Source organism: Vibrio sp. JC009 (assembly GCF_029016485.1).
In the GTDB taxonomy this organism is placed as follows: domain Bacteria; phylum Pseudomonadota; class Gammaproteobacteria; order Enterobacterales; family Vibrionaceae; genus Vibrio.
The window spans coordinates 283055-295804 of sequence record NZ_CP092106.1 but is presented as its reverse complement, the minus strand read 5'-3'; the positions used below and the strand labels follow the sequence as shown (position 1 = coordinate 295804).

The following is a 12750-nucleotide window of genomic DNA, read 5'->3' as shown; positions in this document are numbered from 1 at the left end:
AAATTTAAACCTAAGAGAATTATGATTTCCTGGCAACTACTGAGCTTTGATCAGCTCACCACTCACCAACTGTATGAACTGTTAAAACTACGCGTCGATGTCTTTGTTGTAGAACAGACCTGCCCCTACCCTGAACTGGACAATAAAGATCTGGCCGAAGGGGTTTATCAGCTTATCGGCTATAAAGATAACGAGATAGTGGCCTGCGCAAGACTACTACCGGCTGGCATAAGTTTCGACAATGTCTCTATTGGCCGCTTTGCCAGTAAACAGACAGCAAGAGGAAATGGGCTGGGACATAAACTAATGAGCGCAGCTCTTGAGCAGTGCGAAGTACTCTGGCCAGGCCAAAGTATCGATATTCAGGCGCAGGAATACCTGAGATCCTTCTATGAAAAGCATGGGTTTAGAGCTTACACAGAAAGCTACCTTGAAGATGATATCCCACACTTAGATATGAGGCTAGAAAAATAGTTGGTGCTCACTAACACAGATAGCTGCTGATAGCTAGCGTATTACTTACTTCTTCCAAACCCACCTTCAGAAAGACGGAAAAACATCACCGATGTCCCCTGTTTCTCAAGCTGAAGAATATCGACGTTGCCTTCAGAGGTCAGCTTATAGCGAATAAGCTGGCCCTGCTTGATTTTACTTAGAGGTTTATCCAGGCCTTCTATTGCCACCAGAGCATTTAAGTCAGTCATAGGCAGTTGGTTGCTTCTGAAGACCTTAGCAAGCGTATCACCGGACTGAACCGTGTACTCTTTCCAGCCTTTGGTATTTACAACCTTTTTGCCTTCTTCCCTTTGCTGGCTCAGGCTATCGGTGTTAACACTAACCGTCACTCTTTCTGTCGGTTTTGGCTCCGCAACAGGCTGACTGGTTTCACCTGACTCAGGGAAAGGAACCACTAACAGAATCAGAAAGAGCGGAACTAAAACCATCAGTGCGCGACGGTGGAAATTGGGCAGTCCATACCAGAATCCGGTCAATCTCTCTTTGTCGAGACTACCTAAGCTGCCCTTAATATCATCAAGAGAGCTGGTCTGCTTTTTCTTCCTGTTCCGACGACTCATGTCCTACATTCCCTTACTAAGCAAAAGATTCACTGATAGCTGATTAGATTATATGGATTCCTGAGAAAAGAATACAGACAGAGCGGCAATTCATGCACGATTCTGACTTTCTTTTTCACCTCAGTCTCACATATTCACGCTTTCACCAACAATTAAGCCACTTCTTGGCTAACACGGTTTCTAATCCATTGTATTGCTGCTATTCTTTGGCCTTTCTACTCAAGTAAATAAAGAGAGACAAAATGTCTGAAATCAAACTAGAGACTGTAGAGCAGAAAGCTAGCTACGGTATTGGCCTGCAGATGGGTCAGCAACTTGCTGGAAGTGGTCTTGAAGGCCTTAACGTTGACGCTATCGCAAAAGGTATCGCAACGGCACTAACTGGCGACATGCCAGAAATTGAAGTTGATGAAATCAACGCTGCACTTCAGGACCTTCACCAGCGCGCTGAAGCTGCACGTGCTGAAGCTGCAAAAGCAGCAGCTGCTGACGGCGAAGCTTTCCTGAAAGACAACGCACTACGTCCGGAAGTCACTGTTCTTGAGTCTGGCCTGCAGTACGAAGTAATCACTGAAGGTACTGGTGAAATCCCGACTTCTGACAAGCAAGTACGTGTTCACTACCACGGTGAGCTAACTGACGGTACTGTATTCGACAGCTCTGTATCTCGCGGTCAGCCTGCTGAATTCCCTGTAACTGGTGTTATCAAGGGCTGGGTTGAAGCACTTCAGCTAATGCCTGTTGGTTCTAAGTGGAAACTATACATCCCTCAGGATCTTGCATACGGAGAGCGTGGCGCAGGTGCTGCTATCCCTCCATATGCAGCTCTAGTATTCGAAGTTGAGCTACTGGATATTCTTTAATATCAGTCTCAATAACGAGCGAGAATTTAAAAAAGCGGTGCTGATGCATCGCTTTTTTTGTGGTTAGCGTAAACTAAAAGAGCGTAATTCTCTGCTTCTTCAAGGACTGAAAATATGAAAATGATGAAATACTCAATGCTTCTTGGTGCTCTGGTAGTTTCAATGCCAAGCTACGCTCTGTTTAACTTAGGTGGTTCTTCCGACAAAGCCCCGGCAATCGATACTGGTGCCATTACAGGTCTGGTAGAAAACTTTACCGGCCAGGTTCAGGCGCAGCCCGACTCTCCTATCGTCAGTGCATTAACCAGCCAGTTTAGTGACGTTAGCCCCGTTCAGGCTACAGGGGGCGCAGGTGCCCTATTAGCCCTGGCTTCCAACTCTTTATCCGGCTCCCAATCAAGCGAGCTGACAAGCCTTATTCCTGGCATGAGTTCACTACAAAACTCAACGCCGGGTTTGATGAGCACAGCTACAGACCTGAGCGCTGTAGGCAATATCTTCAGTAACCTCGGATTAAGTTCTTCAATGGTTAGCCAGTTTGCTCCTGTAATTCTTCAGTATCTTACCGGGCAAGGAGCGTCGGCGGGGTTGTTGGGATCTCTTAGCAGTCTTTGGGGAGTTTAGGGGTTATAAAGGCTATGGGGCTATGGGGTTATGTACTCCCGCCCCCTTTTATGCCATCCTGTCTGACCAAGTCAGATTCATCCAAGGAAGAGAAAACTAAAATGAAAGACGAAACCCTTTCCATCCATTACGGATACGAAACCGACCCGACAACTAAATCCGTTGCTACACCAATTTACCAAACCGTAGCTTACGAATTTGATAACGCTCAACACGGTGCGGATCTTTTTAACCTGGAAGTTCCGGGGAATATCTACACTCGTATCATGAACCCAACCAACGATGTGCTGGAAAAGCGTATGGCCGCTCTGGAAGGTGGTATTGCTGGTCTTGCGGTTAGTGCCGGTAGCTCAGCTATTCATTATGCAATCCTGACTCTGGCACAAGCAGGGGATAATATTGTATCAACGCCACAACTATATGGTGGTACTTACACTCTGTTTGCCCATATGTTCCCAAGCATGGGTATCGAAGTTAAGTTTGCAAAAGATGATAAACCGGAAAGTCTTGCTGAACTAATCGATGATAAGACTAAAGCAGTCTACTGTGAGTCTATTGGTAACCCGGCAGGTAACATTGTCGATCTGGAGAAAATTGCAGAGCTTGCACACGCTCAGGGAGTACCTGTAGTTGTAGACAACACGGTAGCCTCTCCGGCAGTTTGCAAGCCAATCGAGTTTGGTGCTGACATCGTTGTACATTCACTAACGAAATACGTAGGTGGTCACGGCACAAGCCTTGGCGGTATGATTATCGATTCCGGCAAATTCCCGTGGGCAGAACACAAAGAGCGCTTCCCTGTATTTAACCAGCCAGAACCGTCTTACCACGGCGTTGTTTATGCAGAAGCGTTTGGTGAAGCAGCCTTTATCGGTCGTGCCCGTACTGTACCACTCAGAAACACCGGTTCAGCACTATCACCAATGAATGCCTTTATGCTGCTTCAAGGCCTTGAGACCCTGTCTCTTCGCATGGAACGCCATTGTGAGAATGCAATGAAAGTCGCTGAGTTTTTGAAGAATCATGAGAAAGTTAGCTGGGTAAGCTACGCAGGTCTTGAAGACTCAGAGTTTTATCCACTTGCTCAGAAATACATGAAAGGTAAGCCATCATCCATCCTGTCTTTCGGCCTTAAAGATGGTTATGACGCAGGCGTTCGCTTCTACGATGCACTGAAGATATTCAAGCGACTGGTAAACATTGGCGATGCCAAATCTCTCGCGTGCCACCCGGCATCAACAACTCACCGCCAGCTAGATGAAGCCGAGCAGAAACAAGCGGGGGTTACGCCGGAGATGATTCGACTTTCGGTGGGGATTGAGCATATTGATGATATTCTGGAAGACTTGGATCAGGCACTTAAGGCATAGTTTTGGGCTATGGGGCTATGGGGCTATGGGGCTATGGGGCTATGGGGCTATGGGAAACTCTAACCGATAGTCCTACTTCTCTCAAGGGCGAAGTCCGTCCTCATCCCCCCTAGATTCCAGACATAAAAAAACCGGGCCAAGGCCCGGTTTTTTTATTCTTTCGAACATGACGATTACTCAGCAGCTTCTTCAGCTTCTGGGCGATCTACAAGCTCAATGTAAGCCATTGGAGCTTTGTCACCAGCGCGGAAACCGCACTTCAGGATACGAGTGTAACCGCCTTGGCGGCTAGCGAAACGTGGACCTAGTTCGTTAAATAGTTTTGCTACAACTTCGTTATCACGAGTGCGAGCAAATGCTAGACGACGGTTAGCAACACTGTCAGTCTTAGCTAATGTAATCAAAGGCTCAACTACGCGACGTAGCTCTTTAGCTTTTGGCAATGTAGTCTTGATAACTTCATGACGTACAAGAGAGCTAGCCATATTGCTGAACATCGCCTTGCGATGACTGCTGTTGCGGTTGAGTTGACGACCACTCTTACGATGGCGCATGACCTAATCCTTCTAACTATTATCGATTAATCTTCAGCGATTGATGCTGGTGGCCAGTTCTCAAGGCGCATGCCAAGAGAAAGACCGCGAGAAGCAAGAACGTCCTTGATCTCAGTAAGAGATTTCTTACCAAGGTTAGGCGTCTTCAGAAGTTCAACTTCTGTACGCTGTACAAGATCACCGATGTAGTGAATCGCTTCTGCTTTCAGACAGTTAGCAGAGCGAACTGTTAGTTCAAGATCGTCTACAGGACGCAGTAGGATCGGATCGAATTCTGGCTTCTCTTCCTTCTCCTCAGGTACACGTACATCACGAAGATCTACGAACGCATCCAGTTGCTCAGCTAGGATAGTAGCTGCGCGACGGATAGCTTCCTCAGGTTCCAGAGTACCATTCGTTTCCATATCGATAACAAGCTTATCCAGGTCAGTACGCTGCTCAACACGTGCCGCTTCTACAGAGTAGGCAATTTTGTCTACTGGGCTGTAAGTTGCGTCAACAAGCAGACGACCGATAGGACGCTCATCTTCTTCAGTATGGATACGAGCAGAAGACGGAACATAACCACGACCACGCTCAACCTTGATACGCATTGCGATCTCAGCGTTGTCATCCGTTAGGTGACAAATAACGTGTTCCGGGTTAGCGATCTCTACATCACCATCGTGGGTGATGTCACCTGCAACAACAGGGCCTGAGCCTGATTTGTTCAGTGTAATAAACACTTCATCTTTGCCTTCTGCAACGCGTACTGCCAAACCTTTAAGGTTTAGAAGGATTTCAAGAATATCTTCCTGAACACCTTCCTTAGTGCTGTACTCGTGCAATACGCCTTCAATCTCAACTTCTGTTACGGCACAACCCGGCATAGAAGATAGAAGAATACGACGAAGCGCGTTACCTAGAGTATGGCCAAAGCCACGCTCTAACGGCTCAAGAGTTACTTTCGCATGTGTCGTGTTGATCTGTTCGATGTCAACAAGACGTGGCTTAAGAAATTCTGTTACAGAACCCTGCATTGTGTCCTCTCTTTAGTTTAAACCTTACTTAGAGTAAAGCTCGACGATCAGGTGTTCGTTGATGTCAGCTGATAGATCAGAACGTTCAGGCATACGCTTGAATGTACCTTCCATTTTGCCAGCATCTACTTCAATCCAAGTTGGTTTTTCGCGTTGTTCAGCAACTTCTAGAGCCGCTTTAATACGAGCTTGCGTTTTAGCCTTCTCGCGAATTGAAACAACGTCGTTAGCCGCAACTTTGAATGAAGGAACGTTTACAACTTTACCATTAACCATGATAGCCTTGTGGCTAACTAGCTGACGTGCTTCTGCGCGAGTTGCGCCAAAGCCCATGCGGTAAACTACGTTATCAAGACGACCTTCAAGAAGCTGAAGAAGGTTTTCACCTGTGTTGCCCTTAAGGCGAGCAGCTTCTTTGTAGTAGTTACGGAATTGTTTTTCTAGTACGCCGTAAGTACGACGAACTTTTTGCTTCTCACGAAGCTGAACGCCATATTCAGACAGACGGCCTTTACGAGCACCGTGTACGCCTGGAGCGTTATCGATTTTACACTTGGTATCGATCGCGCGAACACCAGACTTAAGGAATAAGTCAGTGCCTTCACGACGGCTAAGCTTCAGCTTAGGACCCAAATATCTTGCCATGTTTCTTCTCCAATTATCCTAGAAACGAAACGTTATACGCGACGTTTCTTAGGTGGACGACAACCGTTATGAGGGATCGGAGTTGCATCAACGATGTTAGTGATGCGGTATCCAGCTGCGTTTAGAGCACGGATAGTAGACTCACGACCAGGACCAGGGCCCTTAACCATAACTTCCAGATTCTTCAGGCCATATTCTTTAGCCATTTCGCCTGCACGCTCTGCTGCAACCTGTGCTGCGAACGGAGTAGACTTACGAGAACCACGGAAACCAGAACCACCTGCAGTAGCCCAAGCTAGTGCGTTACCTTGACGGTCAGTGATGGTTACGATTGTGTTGTTAAAAGAAGCATGGATGTGCGCTACGCCATCTGCAACTTGCTTGCGTACGCGCTTACGAGCGCGAGTTGGTTGTTTTGCCATTGTACGTTACCTCTCCCGATTATTTCTTGATCGGCTTGCGCGGACCCTTACGGGTACGAGCGTTGGTTTTAGTACGCTGTCCACGTAGTGGTAGACTGCGACGATGACGAAGGCCACGGTAACAACCAAGGTCCATAAGACGCTTGATGTTCATTGACACTTCACGACGTAGATCACCTTCTACAGTGTACTTAGCTACACCATCACGCAGTTGATCAATCTGCTCTTCAGTTAGTTCACTGATCTTAACACTTTCAGCAATACCCACTTCAGCTAGGATAGCTTGAGCGCGAGTTTTACCGATACCGTAAATCGCTGTAAGAGCGATCACAGAGTGTTTCTGATCAGGAATGTTAATGCCTGCTATACGGGCCACTATTCACTCCTAGTACTTTAATAAAGAATTATCCGCAGCAAAGCCCGTCGAGGATACGCTGCGGCATACTACTTCTTTTGCACGCAAAAGGTAGGCCGAGCAATATACTCGACCAACCTCATAATTTCAAGTAAAAATTTCTGCTTTATTAGCCTTGGCGCTGCTTGTGCTTTGGCTCACTGCAGATCACGCGAACAACACCGTTGCGCTTGATGATTTTGCAGTTACGGCAGATTTTTTTAACGGAAGCACGAACTTTCATTGCTAAACTCCGTAAATGGGAATCTTATTGACCAGACCGCTATTAGCGGCCGTAGCCTTTTAGATTCGCTTTTTTCAACACAGAATCATACTGTTGTGACATCAGATGAGTCTGTACCTGTGCCATAAAGTCCATAATTACAACAACTACGATAAGTAGTGATGTACCGCCAAAGTAGAAACGTACGTTCCACATGACCATCATGAACTCGGGAATCAGACAGATAAAGGTAATATATAGAGCACCTGCAAGGGTAAGTCTAGTCATTACTTTATCAATATACTTAGCTGTCTGTTCACCTGGGCGGATGCCGGGTACGAACGCACCGGACTTCTTCAAATTATCTGCTGTTTCACGCGGGTTGAAAACCAACGCCGTGTAGAAGAAACAGAAGAAAATTATCGCTGCTGCATAAAGCATAGAGTACAGCGGCTGACCCGGGCTAAGAGCCAAAGACACATCAGTTAACCAACCAAATGTGCTGCTCTCACCGTTCTGACCAAACCACTGAGCCAATGTTCCTGGGAACAAGATAATGCTCGATGCGAAAATCGCTGGTATTACACCTGCCATGTTTATTTTCAGTGGCAAATGAGTGCTTTGTGCTGCGAAAACCTTACGACCTTGCTGACGCTTCGCGTAGTTAACAACGATACGACGCTGACCACGCTCCATGAAAACAACGAAGTAAATCACGGCAAAAGCTAATACACCGATTAGCAATAAAAGAAGTACGTGCAGTTCACCTTGACGCGCTTGCTCGATAGTTTGTCCGATTGCAGAAGGCAATCCAGCAACGATACCTGCGAAGATAATCAACGAGATACCATTACCAATTCCACGCTCTGTGATTTGTTCACCTAACCACATCAGGAACATGGTGCCGGTTACTAAACTAACGGTTGCAATAAGAGTAAACATGGTTTGGTTGATAACAACCAGATTGTCGACCATGTTTGGCAAACCTGTTGCAATACCGATTGCCTGGAATGTTGCTAATACAAGCGTACCGTAGCGTGTATATTGGCTAATCTTACGACGCCCTGCTTCACCCTCTTTCTTGAGTTCAGCTAACGCTGGATGAACTACAGTTAGCAGCTGGACTACGATCGATGCCGATATATACGGCATGATACCCAACGCTAATATAGATGCACGCTCAAGAGCACCACCAGAGAACATGTTAAACATTTCAACGATGGTGCCTTTTTGCTGTTCGAACAAATCGGCAAGTACAGCTGCGTCAATACCAGGTAGCGGTACAAAAGAACCGGCTCTGAATACTAATAACGCTACTACAACGAATAGTAAACGCGACTTTAATTCAGCTAAGCCGCTCTGTGCACTTTTAAAATCTTGTCCTGGTTTCTTAGCCATCTGTACCTCAATCCTCGAGATTATTCCTCGATTTTACCGCCTGCAGCTTCGATTGCAGCTTTAGCGCCTTTAGTCACGCGTAGACCTTTAACAGTCACAGCTTTGCTGATTTCACCAGAAAGAACAACTTTAACGAACTCGATGTTCTTAGTGATTACGTTAGCAGCTTTCAGGCTGTTTAGATCAACCACGTCGCCAGTTACTTTCGCTAGCTCAGCTAGACGAACTTCAGCAGACACAAGGCTCTTACGAGAAGTGAAGCCGAACTTAGGCAGACGTTGTTTCAGAGGCATCTGACCGCCTTCGAAACCTGGACGAACTTTACCGCCAGAACGTGACTTTTGACCTTTGTGACCACGGCCACCTGTTTTACCAAGGCCTGAACCGATACCACGACCTAAACGCTTCTTAGAAGGCTTAGAACCCGCAGCCGGTGATAGAGTATTCAAACGCATTCTGATTACTCCTCAACTTTAACCATGTAGTAAACCTTGTTGATCATACCGCGTACGCACGGAGTATCTTCAAGTTCTACAGTGTGGTTGATGCGACGAAGACCTAGACCACGCAAAGTAGCTTTGTGCTTTGGTAGTCGGCCGATTGAGCTTTTAGTTTGAGTTACTTTGATAGTTGCCATGGTATCTTACTCCGAAATAGCTTCAACAGTTAGACCACGCTTAGCAGCAACCATTTCTGGTGACTTCATACCGCTCAGACCATCAATCGTCGCGCGAACGATGTTAATTGGGTTCGTAGAACCGTACGCTTTCGCAAGTACGTTATGAACACCTACAACTTCAAGTACTGCACGCATCGCACCACCTGCGATGATACCTGTACCTTCAGCAGCTGGCTGCATGTAAACTTTAGAGCCAGTGTGACGACCTTTCACCGCGTGGTGAAGAGTACCGTCGTTAAGCGCAACAGTAACCATGTTACGACGCGCTTTTTCCATTGCTTTTTGAATAGCCGCTGGTACTTCACGAGCTTTGCCGTAACCGAAACCAACGCGACCATTACCGTCACCAACTACAGTCAGAGCAGTAAAGCTGAAAATACGACCACCTTTAACCGTTTTAGAAACACGGTTAACTGCGATTAGCTTTTCCTGCAGGTCTGTAGCTTGTGCTTGTGCTTGTTCTTTAGCCATCTTCCAAACCCTACCTTAGAATTTCAGACCAGCTTCGCGAGCAGAATCTGCTAGCGCCGCTACACGGCCGTGGTATTGGAAACCAGAACGATCAAATGCAACTGAAGTTACGCCTTTTTCAAGAGCGCGCTCAGCAACAGCTTTACCCACTGCTTTAGCTGCATCGATGTTACCAGTAGTCTTAACTTGCTCACGGATCGCTTTTTCTACAGTAGAAGCGGCTGCGATAACTTCAGAGCCGTTCGCTGCAATTACCTGAGCGTACACATGACGTGGAGTACGGTGTACAACTAGGCGCTCAACGCGAAGTTCTGCAATCTTACGACGTGCACGCGTAGCACGACGGATGCGAGATGCTTTCTTATCCATAGCGTTACCTTACTTCTTCTTAGCTTCTTTAGTACGCACATATTCATCTGCGTAACGAACACCTTTACCTTTGTAAGGCTCAGGCTCACGGTAAGAACGAATGTCAGCCGCAACCTGACCAACAAGCTGCTTATCACAACCAGTTAGTACGATTTCAGTTTGGCTTGGACATTCAGCTTTAACACCCTCTGGAAGCTCATGCTCTACAGGGTGAGAGAAGCCCAGTGTTAGGCTTACAGCTTTGCCTTTAACAGCAGCACGGTAACCAACACCTTTTAGTACTAGCTTCTTAGTAAAGCCAGCAGTAACACCAACAACCATGTTGTTTACTAGCGCACGAGCAGTACCTGCTTGAGCGTTAGACTTAGCAACACCTTCAACAGCTGCGAAAGTTAGGTTGTTTTCTTCCTGAGCTACAACTACTGCGTCGTTGATTACGCGAGATAGTTCGCCTTTAGCACCTTTTACAGTGATTTCTTGGCCGTTTAGTTTCACCTCTACGCCAGCTGGAATAGCGACAGGTGCCTTAGCAACACGAGACATATTCTACTCCTATTACGCTACGTAGCAGATGATTTCACCACCAAGACCGGCTTTACGTGCAGCGCGATCGGTCATAAGACCTTTGGAAGTGGACACTACAGCAATACCCAGACCGCCCATCACGGTAGGTAGCGAGTCTTTGTTCTTATAGACGCGCAGACCTGGACGTGAAACACGTTGGATTTGCTCGATTACTGGTTTAGCTTGGAAGTACTTAAGAGTAACTTCTAGCTCTGGTTTTGCTTCGCCTTCAACAGCGAAGTCAGCGATATAACCTTCAGCTTTTAGCAAAGTAGCAATTGCAACTTTAAGCTTTGAAGAAGGCATTTTAACAGCAACTTTGTTTGCTGCCTGACCGTTACGAACGCGGGTCAGCATATCCGAAATCGGATCTTGCATGCTCATAGATTTCTCTCCAAATGATTAAGTGGCAATTACCAGCTAGCCTTACGAAGTCCAGGAATCTCGCCTTTCATGCAAGCTTCACGAACTTTGATACGGCTCAGACCGAACTTACGTAGGTAACCGTGTGGACGACCAGTTTGGTTGCAACGGTTGCGCTGACGTGATGCACTTGAATCACGTGGAAGAGACTGAAGCTTCAGTACTGCGTTCCAACGATCTTCTTCAGATGCGTTTACATCGCTGATGATAGCTTTTAGTGCTGAGCGCTTTTCAGCAAACTTAGCAACTAGCTTTGCACGCTTTGCTTCACGTGCTTTCATTGATTGTTTAGCCATAACAGTAACCCTTCACCTTACTTACGGAATGGGAAGTTAAAGGCAGCCAGCAGAGCACGGCCTTCCTCATCGTTTGCAGCAGATGTCGTGATAGTAATATCAAGACCGCGCACACGATCGACTTTATCGTAGTCGATTTCCGGGAAGATGATTTGCTCGCGAACGCCCATGCTGTAGTTACCGCGTCCGTCAAAAGACTTAGCGCTAACGCCACGGAAGTCACGTACACGTGGAAGAGCGATTGAAATCAGACGCTCAAGAAAATCCCACATACGTTCGCCACGCAAGGTTACTTTACAACCGATAGGGTAGCCTTCACGGATTTTGAAACCTGCAACAGATTTGCGCGCTTTAGTGATAAGTGGCTTCTGACCAGAGATCGTTGCCATATCAGACGCTGCATTTTCTAGCAGTTTCTTATCGTTGATTGCTTCACCAACACCCATGTTTAGGGTGATTTTCTCGATTCTAGGGACTTGCATGACGCTTGTATAGCCGAACTCTTTGGTAAGTTCAGCCACTACAGACGACTTGTAGTAATCATGCAGTTTCGCCATAGTAGAACTCCAAATTACTTCTATTAGTTAGAAACAGTTTCGCCGTTTGACTTGAAGAAGCGAACTTTCTTGCCATCTTCAAAACGGAAACCGATGCGGTCTGCTTTGCCAGTAGCCGCGTTAAAGATTGCAACGTTAGAAGCGTCAATAGCTGCTTCTTGTTCAACGATGCCACCTTGGATACCAAGAGCCGGTACAGGCTTCTGGTGTTTCTTCACAAGGTTGATACCTTCAACGATAACTTTACCGGTTGTCAGAACCTTAGTTACTTTACCTTTCTTGCCTTTATCTTTACCAGCAAGAACGATTACTTCGTCATTACGACGGATTTTAGCTGCCATTATTGTGCTCCTTACAGAACTTCTGGAGCCAGTGAAACAATCTTCATGAATTTCGCGTTACGAAGTTCACGAGTCACTGGGCCAAAAATACGTGTGCCGACTGGTTGCTCAGTAGTGTCGTTCAACAATACACAAGCATTACGGTCGAAGCGAATGACAGAACCGTCAGGGCGACGTACGCCTTTACGGGTGCGCACTACTACCGCCTTCAGAACATCACCTTTTTTAACTTTACCGCGAGGAATTGCTTCCTTAACAGTAACTTTGATGATGTCACCGATATGTGCATAACGGCGGTGTGAGCCACCCAGAACCTTAATACACATTACCTTGCGCGCGCCAGAGTTATCTGCTGCGTCAAGTGTACTTTGCATTTGGATCATGTTAGTGCTCCGCTAAATATTAAAAACTAGACCCTCTCGGGTCGGGCTGCCTCTTTATAAGGGCTGCGAATTGTACCAC

Annotated in this window: 22 protein-coding genes; 4 read left to right on the top strand and 18 right to left on the bottom strand. The window is 46.6% G+C overall.

Features of this window, described 5'->3' with window-relative positions; translation table 11 throughout:
- Positions 1 to 21 precede the first annotated feature (21 nt).
- The gene (locus L3Q72_RS01490) at positions 22 to 474 is read left to right on the top strand and encodes a GNAT family N-acetyltransferase (RefSeq protein ID WP_275130928.1); all 453 of its coding nucleotides are present in this window, start codon (positions 22 to 24) and stop codon (positions 472 to 474) included.
- A gap of 41 nt (positions 475 to 515) precedes the next feature.
- On the opposite strand, the gene L3Q72_RS01485 is transcribed toward L3Q72_RS01490, so the two are convergent.
- Positions 516 to 1076 (bottom strand): LysM-like peptidoglycan-binding domain-containing protein, encoded by a 561-nt coding sequence (locus tag L3Q72_RS01485; protein ID WP_275130927.1) that lies wholly within the window; start codon positions 1074 to 1076, stop codon positions 516 to 518.
- Positions 1077 to 1318: 242 nt separating this feature from the next.
- Between L3Q72_RS01485 and L3Q72_RS01480 the strand changes: the two genes are divergently transcribed.
- From L3Q72_RS01480 to L3Q72_RS01470, 3 genes are all read left to right on the top strand, one after another.
- Entirely contained in the window at positions 1319 to 1939 is a 621-nt protein-coding gene (locus L3Q72_RS01480) for an FKBP-type peptidyl-prolyl cis-trans isomerase (protein WP_275130926.1), read from the top strand.
- Between the two features lie 114 nt (positions 1940 to 2053).
- Positions 2054 to 2563 carry a DUF2780 domain-containing protein gene (locus L3Q72_RS01475; RefSeq protein ID WP_275130925.1) on the top strand — a complete coding sequence of 170 codons (510 nt, stop codon included), beginning with the start codon at positions 2054 to 2056 and terminating at the stop codon, positions 2561 to 2563.
- Positions 2564 to 2664: 101 nt separating this feature from the next.
- Complete coding sequence (locus L3Q72_RS01470) at positions 2665 to 3933, top strand: O-acetylhomoserine aminocarboxypropyltransferase/cysteine synthase (protein WP_275130924.1); 1269 nt, start codon at positions 2665 to 2667, stop codon at positions 3931 to 3933.
- A gap of 173 nt (positions 3934 to 4106) precedes the next feature.
- Here L3Q72_RS01470 and rplQ read toward each other — a convergent pair whose 3' ends face one another.
- From rplQ to rplN, 17 genes are all read right to left on the bottom strand, one after another.
- A complete protein-coding gene (gene rplQ, locus L3Q72_RS01465; RefSeq protein ID WP_275130923.1) occupies positions 4107 to 4487 on the bottom strand; it encodes a 50S ribosomal protein L17 in 381 nt (126 codons plus the stop codon).
- A 26-nt stretch (positions 4488 to 4513) separates the two neighbouring features.
- The gene (rpoA, locus tag L3Q72_RS01460) at positions 4514 to 5506 is read right to left on the bottom strand and encodes a DNA-directed RNA polymerase subunit alpha (RefSeq protein ID WP_275130922.1); all 993 of its coding nucleotides are present in this window, start codon (positions 5504 to 5506) and stop codon (positions 4514 to 4516) included.
- A 24-nt stretch (positions 5507 to 5530) separates the two neighbouring features.
- Positions 5531 to 6151: a 30S ribosomal protein S4 gene (rpsD, locus tag L3Q72_RS01455; RefSeq protein ID WP_275130921.1), complete on the bottom strand. Its 621-nt coding sequence runs from the start codon at positions 6149 to 6151 to the stop codon at positions 5531 to 5533.
- Positions 6152 to 6183: 32 nt separating this feature from the next.
- Positions 6184 to 6573, bottom strand: a complete 390-nt coding sequence (gene rpsK / locus L3Q72_RS01450) for a 30S ribosomal protein S11 (RefSeq protein ID WP_004398450.1) — start codon at positions 6571 to 6573, stop codon at positions 6184 to 6186.
- A gap of 19 nt (positions 6574 to 6592) precedes the next feature.
- On the bottom strand, positions 6593 to 6949 hold the full coding sequence (gene rpsM, locus L3Q72_RS01445) for a 30S ribosomal protein S13 (protein WP_275130920.1): 357 nt from the start codon (positions 6947 to 6949) through the stop codon (positions 6593 to 6595).
- A gap of 148 nt (positions 6950 to 7097) precedes the next feature.
- Entirely contained in the window at positions 7098 to 7211 is a 114-nt protein-coding gene (gene rpmJ / locus L3Q72_RS01440) for a 50S ribosomal protein L36 (RefSeq protein WP_039969906.1), read from the bottom strand.
- Between the two features lie 42 nt (positions 7212 to 7253).
- On the bottom strand, positions 7254 to 8588 hold the full coding sequence (gene secY, locus L3Q72_RS01435; protein WP_275130919.1) for a preprotein translocase subunit SecY: 1335 nt from the start codon (positions 8586 to 8588) through the stop codon (positions 7254 to 7256).
- Positions 8589 to 8608: 20 nt separating this feature from the next.
- The gene (gene rplO, locus L3Q72_RS01430; RefSeq protein WP_275130918.1) at positions 8609 to 9043 is read right to left on the bottom strand and encodes a 50S ribosomal protein L15; all 435 of its coding nucleotides are present in this window, start codon (positions 9041 to 9043) and stop codon (positions 8609 to 8611) included.
- 5 nt (positions 9044 to 9048) lie between these two features.
- A complete protein-coding gene (gene rpmD, locus L3Q72_RS01425; RefSeq protein ID WP_004398455.1) occupies positions 9049 to 9225 on the bottom strand; it encodes a 50S ribosomal protein L30 in 177 nt (58 codons plus the stop codon).
- A gap of 6 nt (positions 9226 to 9231) precedes the next feature.
- On the bottom strand, positions 9232 to 9738 hold the full coding sequence (rpsE, locus tag L3Q72_RS01420; RefSeq protein WP_275130917.1) for a 30S ribosomal protein S5: 507 nt from the start codon (positions 9736 to 9738) through the stop codon (positions 9232 to 9234).
- 15 nt (positions 9739 to 9753) lie between these two features.
- Positions 9754 to 10107 carry a 50S ribosomal protein L18 gene (gene rplR / locus L3Q72_RS01415; protein ID WP_275130916.1) on the bottom strand — a complete coding sequence of 118 codons (354 nt, stop codon included), beginning with the start codon at positions 10105 to 10107 and terminating at the stop codon, positions 9754 to 9756.
- 9 nt (positions 10108 to 10116) lie between these two features.
- Positions 10117 to 10650, bottom strand: a complete 534-nt coding sequence (rplF, locus tag L3Q72_RS01410; protein WP_275130915.1) for a 50S ribosomal protein L6 — start codon at positions 10648 to 10650, stop codon at positions 10117 to 10119.
- A 12-nt stretch (positions 10651 to 10662) separates the two neighbouring features.
- Positions 10663 to 11055: a 30S ribosomal protein S8 gene (gene rpsH / locus L3Q72_RS01405; RefSeq protein WP_275130914.1), complete on the bottom strand. Its 393-nt coding sequence runs from the start codon at positions 11053 to 11055 to the stop codon at positions 10663 to 10665.
- Positions 11056 to 11084: 29 nt separating this feature from the next.
- Positions 11085 to 11390 carry a 30S ribosomal protein S14 gene (gene rpsN / locus L3Q72_RS01400; RefSeq protein ID WP_004398460.1) on the bottom strand — a complete coding sequence of 102 codons (306 nt, stop codon included), beginning with the start codon at positions 11388 to 11390 and terminating at the stop codon, positions 11085 to 11087.
- A gap of 17 nt (positions 11391 to 11407) precedes the next feature.
- Complete coding sequence (gene rplE, locus L3Q72_RS01395; RefSeq protein WP_275130913.1) at positions 11408 to 11947, bottom strand: 50S ribosomal protein L5; 540 nt, start codon at positions 11945 to 11947, stop codon at positions 11408 to 11410.
- A gap of 23 nt (positions 11948 to 11970) precedes the next feature.
- The gene (gene rplX / locus L3Q72_RS01390; protein ID WP_275130912.1) at positions 11971 to 12288 is read right to left on the bottom strand and encodes a 50S ribosomal protein L24; all 318 of its coding nucleotides are present in this window, start codon (positions 12286 to 12288) and stop codon (positions 11971 to 11973) included.
- 11 nt (positions 12289 to 12299) lie between these two features.
- Complete coding sequence (gene rplN / locus L3Q72_RS01385; protein WP_006075569.1) at positions 12300 to 12671, bottom strand: 50S ribosomal protein L14; 372 nt, start codon at positions 12669 to 12671, stop codon at positions 12300 to 12302.
- Positions 12672 to 12750: the final 79 nt, after the last annotated feature.

Coding starts and splice junctions, on each gene's coding strand:
- rplE (WP_275130913.1), bottom strand. CDS start 11,947: ATGGCGAAACTGCATGATTACTACAAGTCGTCTGTAGTGGCTGAACTT.
- rplN (WP_006075569.1), bottom strand. CDS start 12,671: ATGATCCAAATGCAAAGTACACTTGACGCAGCAGATAACTCTGGCGCG.
- rpoA (WP_275130922.1), bottom strand. CDS start 5,506: ATGCAGGGTTCTGTAACAGAATTTCTTAAGCCACGTCTTGTTGACATC.
- rplO (WP_275130918.1), bottom strand. CDS start 9,043: ATGCGTTTGAATACTCTATCACCGGCTGCGGGTTCTAAGCCTTCTAAG.
- secY (WP_275130919.1), bottom strand. CDS start 8,588: ATGGCTAAGAAACCAGGACAAGATTTTAAAAGTGCACAGAGCGGCTTA.
- L3Q72_RS01480 (WP_275130926.1), top strand. CDS start 1,319: ATGTCTGAAATCAAACTAGAGACTGTAGAGCAGAAAGCTAGCTACGGT.
- rplR (WP_275130916.1), bottom strand. CDS start 10,107: ATGGATAAGAAAGCATCTCGCATCCGTCGTGCTACGCGTGCACGTCGT.
- L3Q72_RS01490 (WP_275130928.1), top strand. CDS start 22: ATGATTTCCTGGCAACTACTGAGCTTTGATCAGCTCACCACTCACCAA.
- L3Q72_RS01475 (WP_275130925.1), top strand. CDS start 2,054: ATGAAAATGATGAAATACTCAATGCTTCTTGGTGCTCTGGTAGTTTCA.
- rplX (WP_275130912.1), bottom strand. CDS start 12,288: ATGGCAGCTAAAATCCGTCGTAATGACGAAGTAATCGTTCTTGCTGGT.
- rpsH (WP_275130914.1), bottom strand. CDS start 11,055: ATGAGCATGCAAGATCCGATTTCGGATATGCTGACCCGCGTTCGTAAC.
- L3Q72_RS01485 (WP_275130927.1), bottom strand. CDS start 1,076: ATGAGTCGTCGGAACAGGAAGAAAAAGCAGACCAGCTCTCTTGATGAT.
- rpsK (WP_004398450.1), bottom strand. CDS start 6,573: ATGGCAAAACAACCAACTCGCGCTCGTAAGCGCGTACGCAAGCAAGTT.
- rplQ (WP_275130923.1), bottom strand. CDS start 4,487: ATGCGCCATCGTAAGAGTGGTCGTCAACTCAACCGCAACAGCAGTCAT.
- rpmD (WP_004398455.1), bottom strand. CDS start 9,225: ATGGCAACTATCAAAGTAACTCAAACTAAAAGCTCAATCGGCCGACTA.
- L3Q72_RS01470 (WP_275130924.1), top strand. CDS start 2,665: ATGAAAGACGAAACCCTTTCCATCCATTACGGATACGAAACCGACCCG.
- rpmJ (WP_039969906.1), bottom strand. CDS start 7,211: ATGAAAGTTCGTGCTTCCGTTAAAAAAATCTGCCGTAACTGCAAAATC.
- rpsE (WP_275130917.1), bottom strand. CDS start 9,738: ATGGCTAAAGAACAAGCACAAGCACAAGCTACAGACCTGCAGGAAAAG.
- rpsN (WP_004398460.1), bottom strand. CDS start 11,390: ATGGCTAAACAATCAATGAAAGCACGTGAAGCAAAGCGTGCAAAGCTA.
- rplF (WP_275130915.1), bottom strand. CDS start 10,650: ATGTCTCGTGTTGCTAAGGCACCTGTCGCTATTCCAGCTGGCGTAGAG.
- rpsD (WP_275130921.1), bottom strand. CDS start 6,151: ATGGCAAGATATTTGGGTCCTAAGCTGAAGCTTAGCCGTCGTGAAGGC.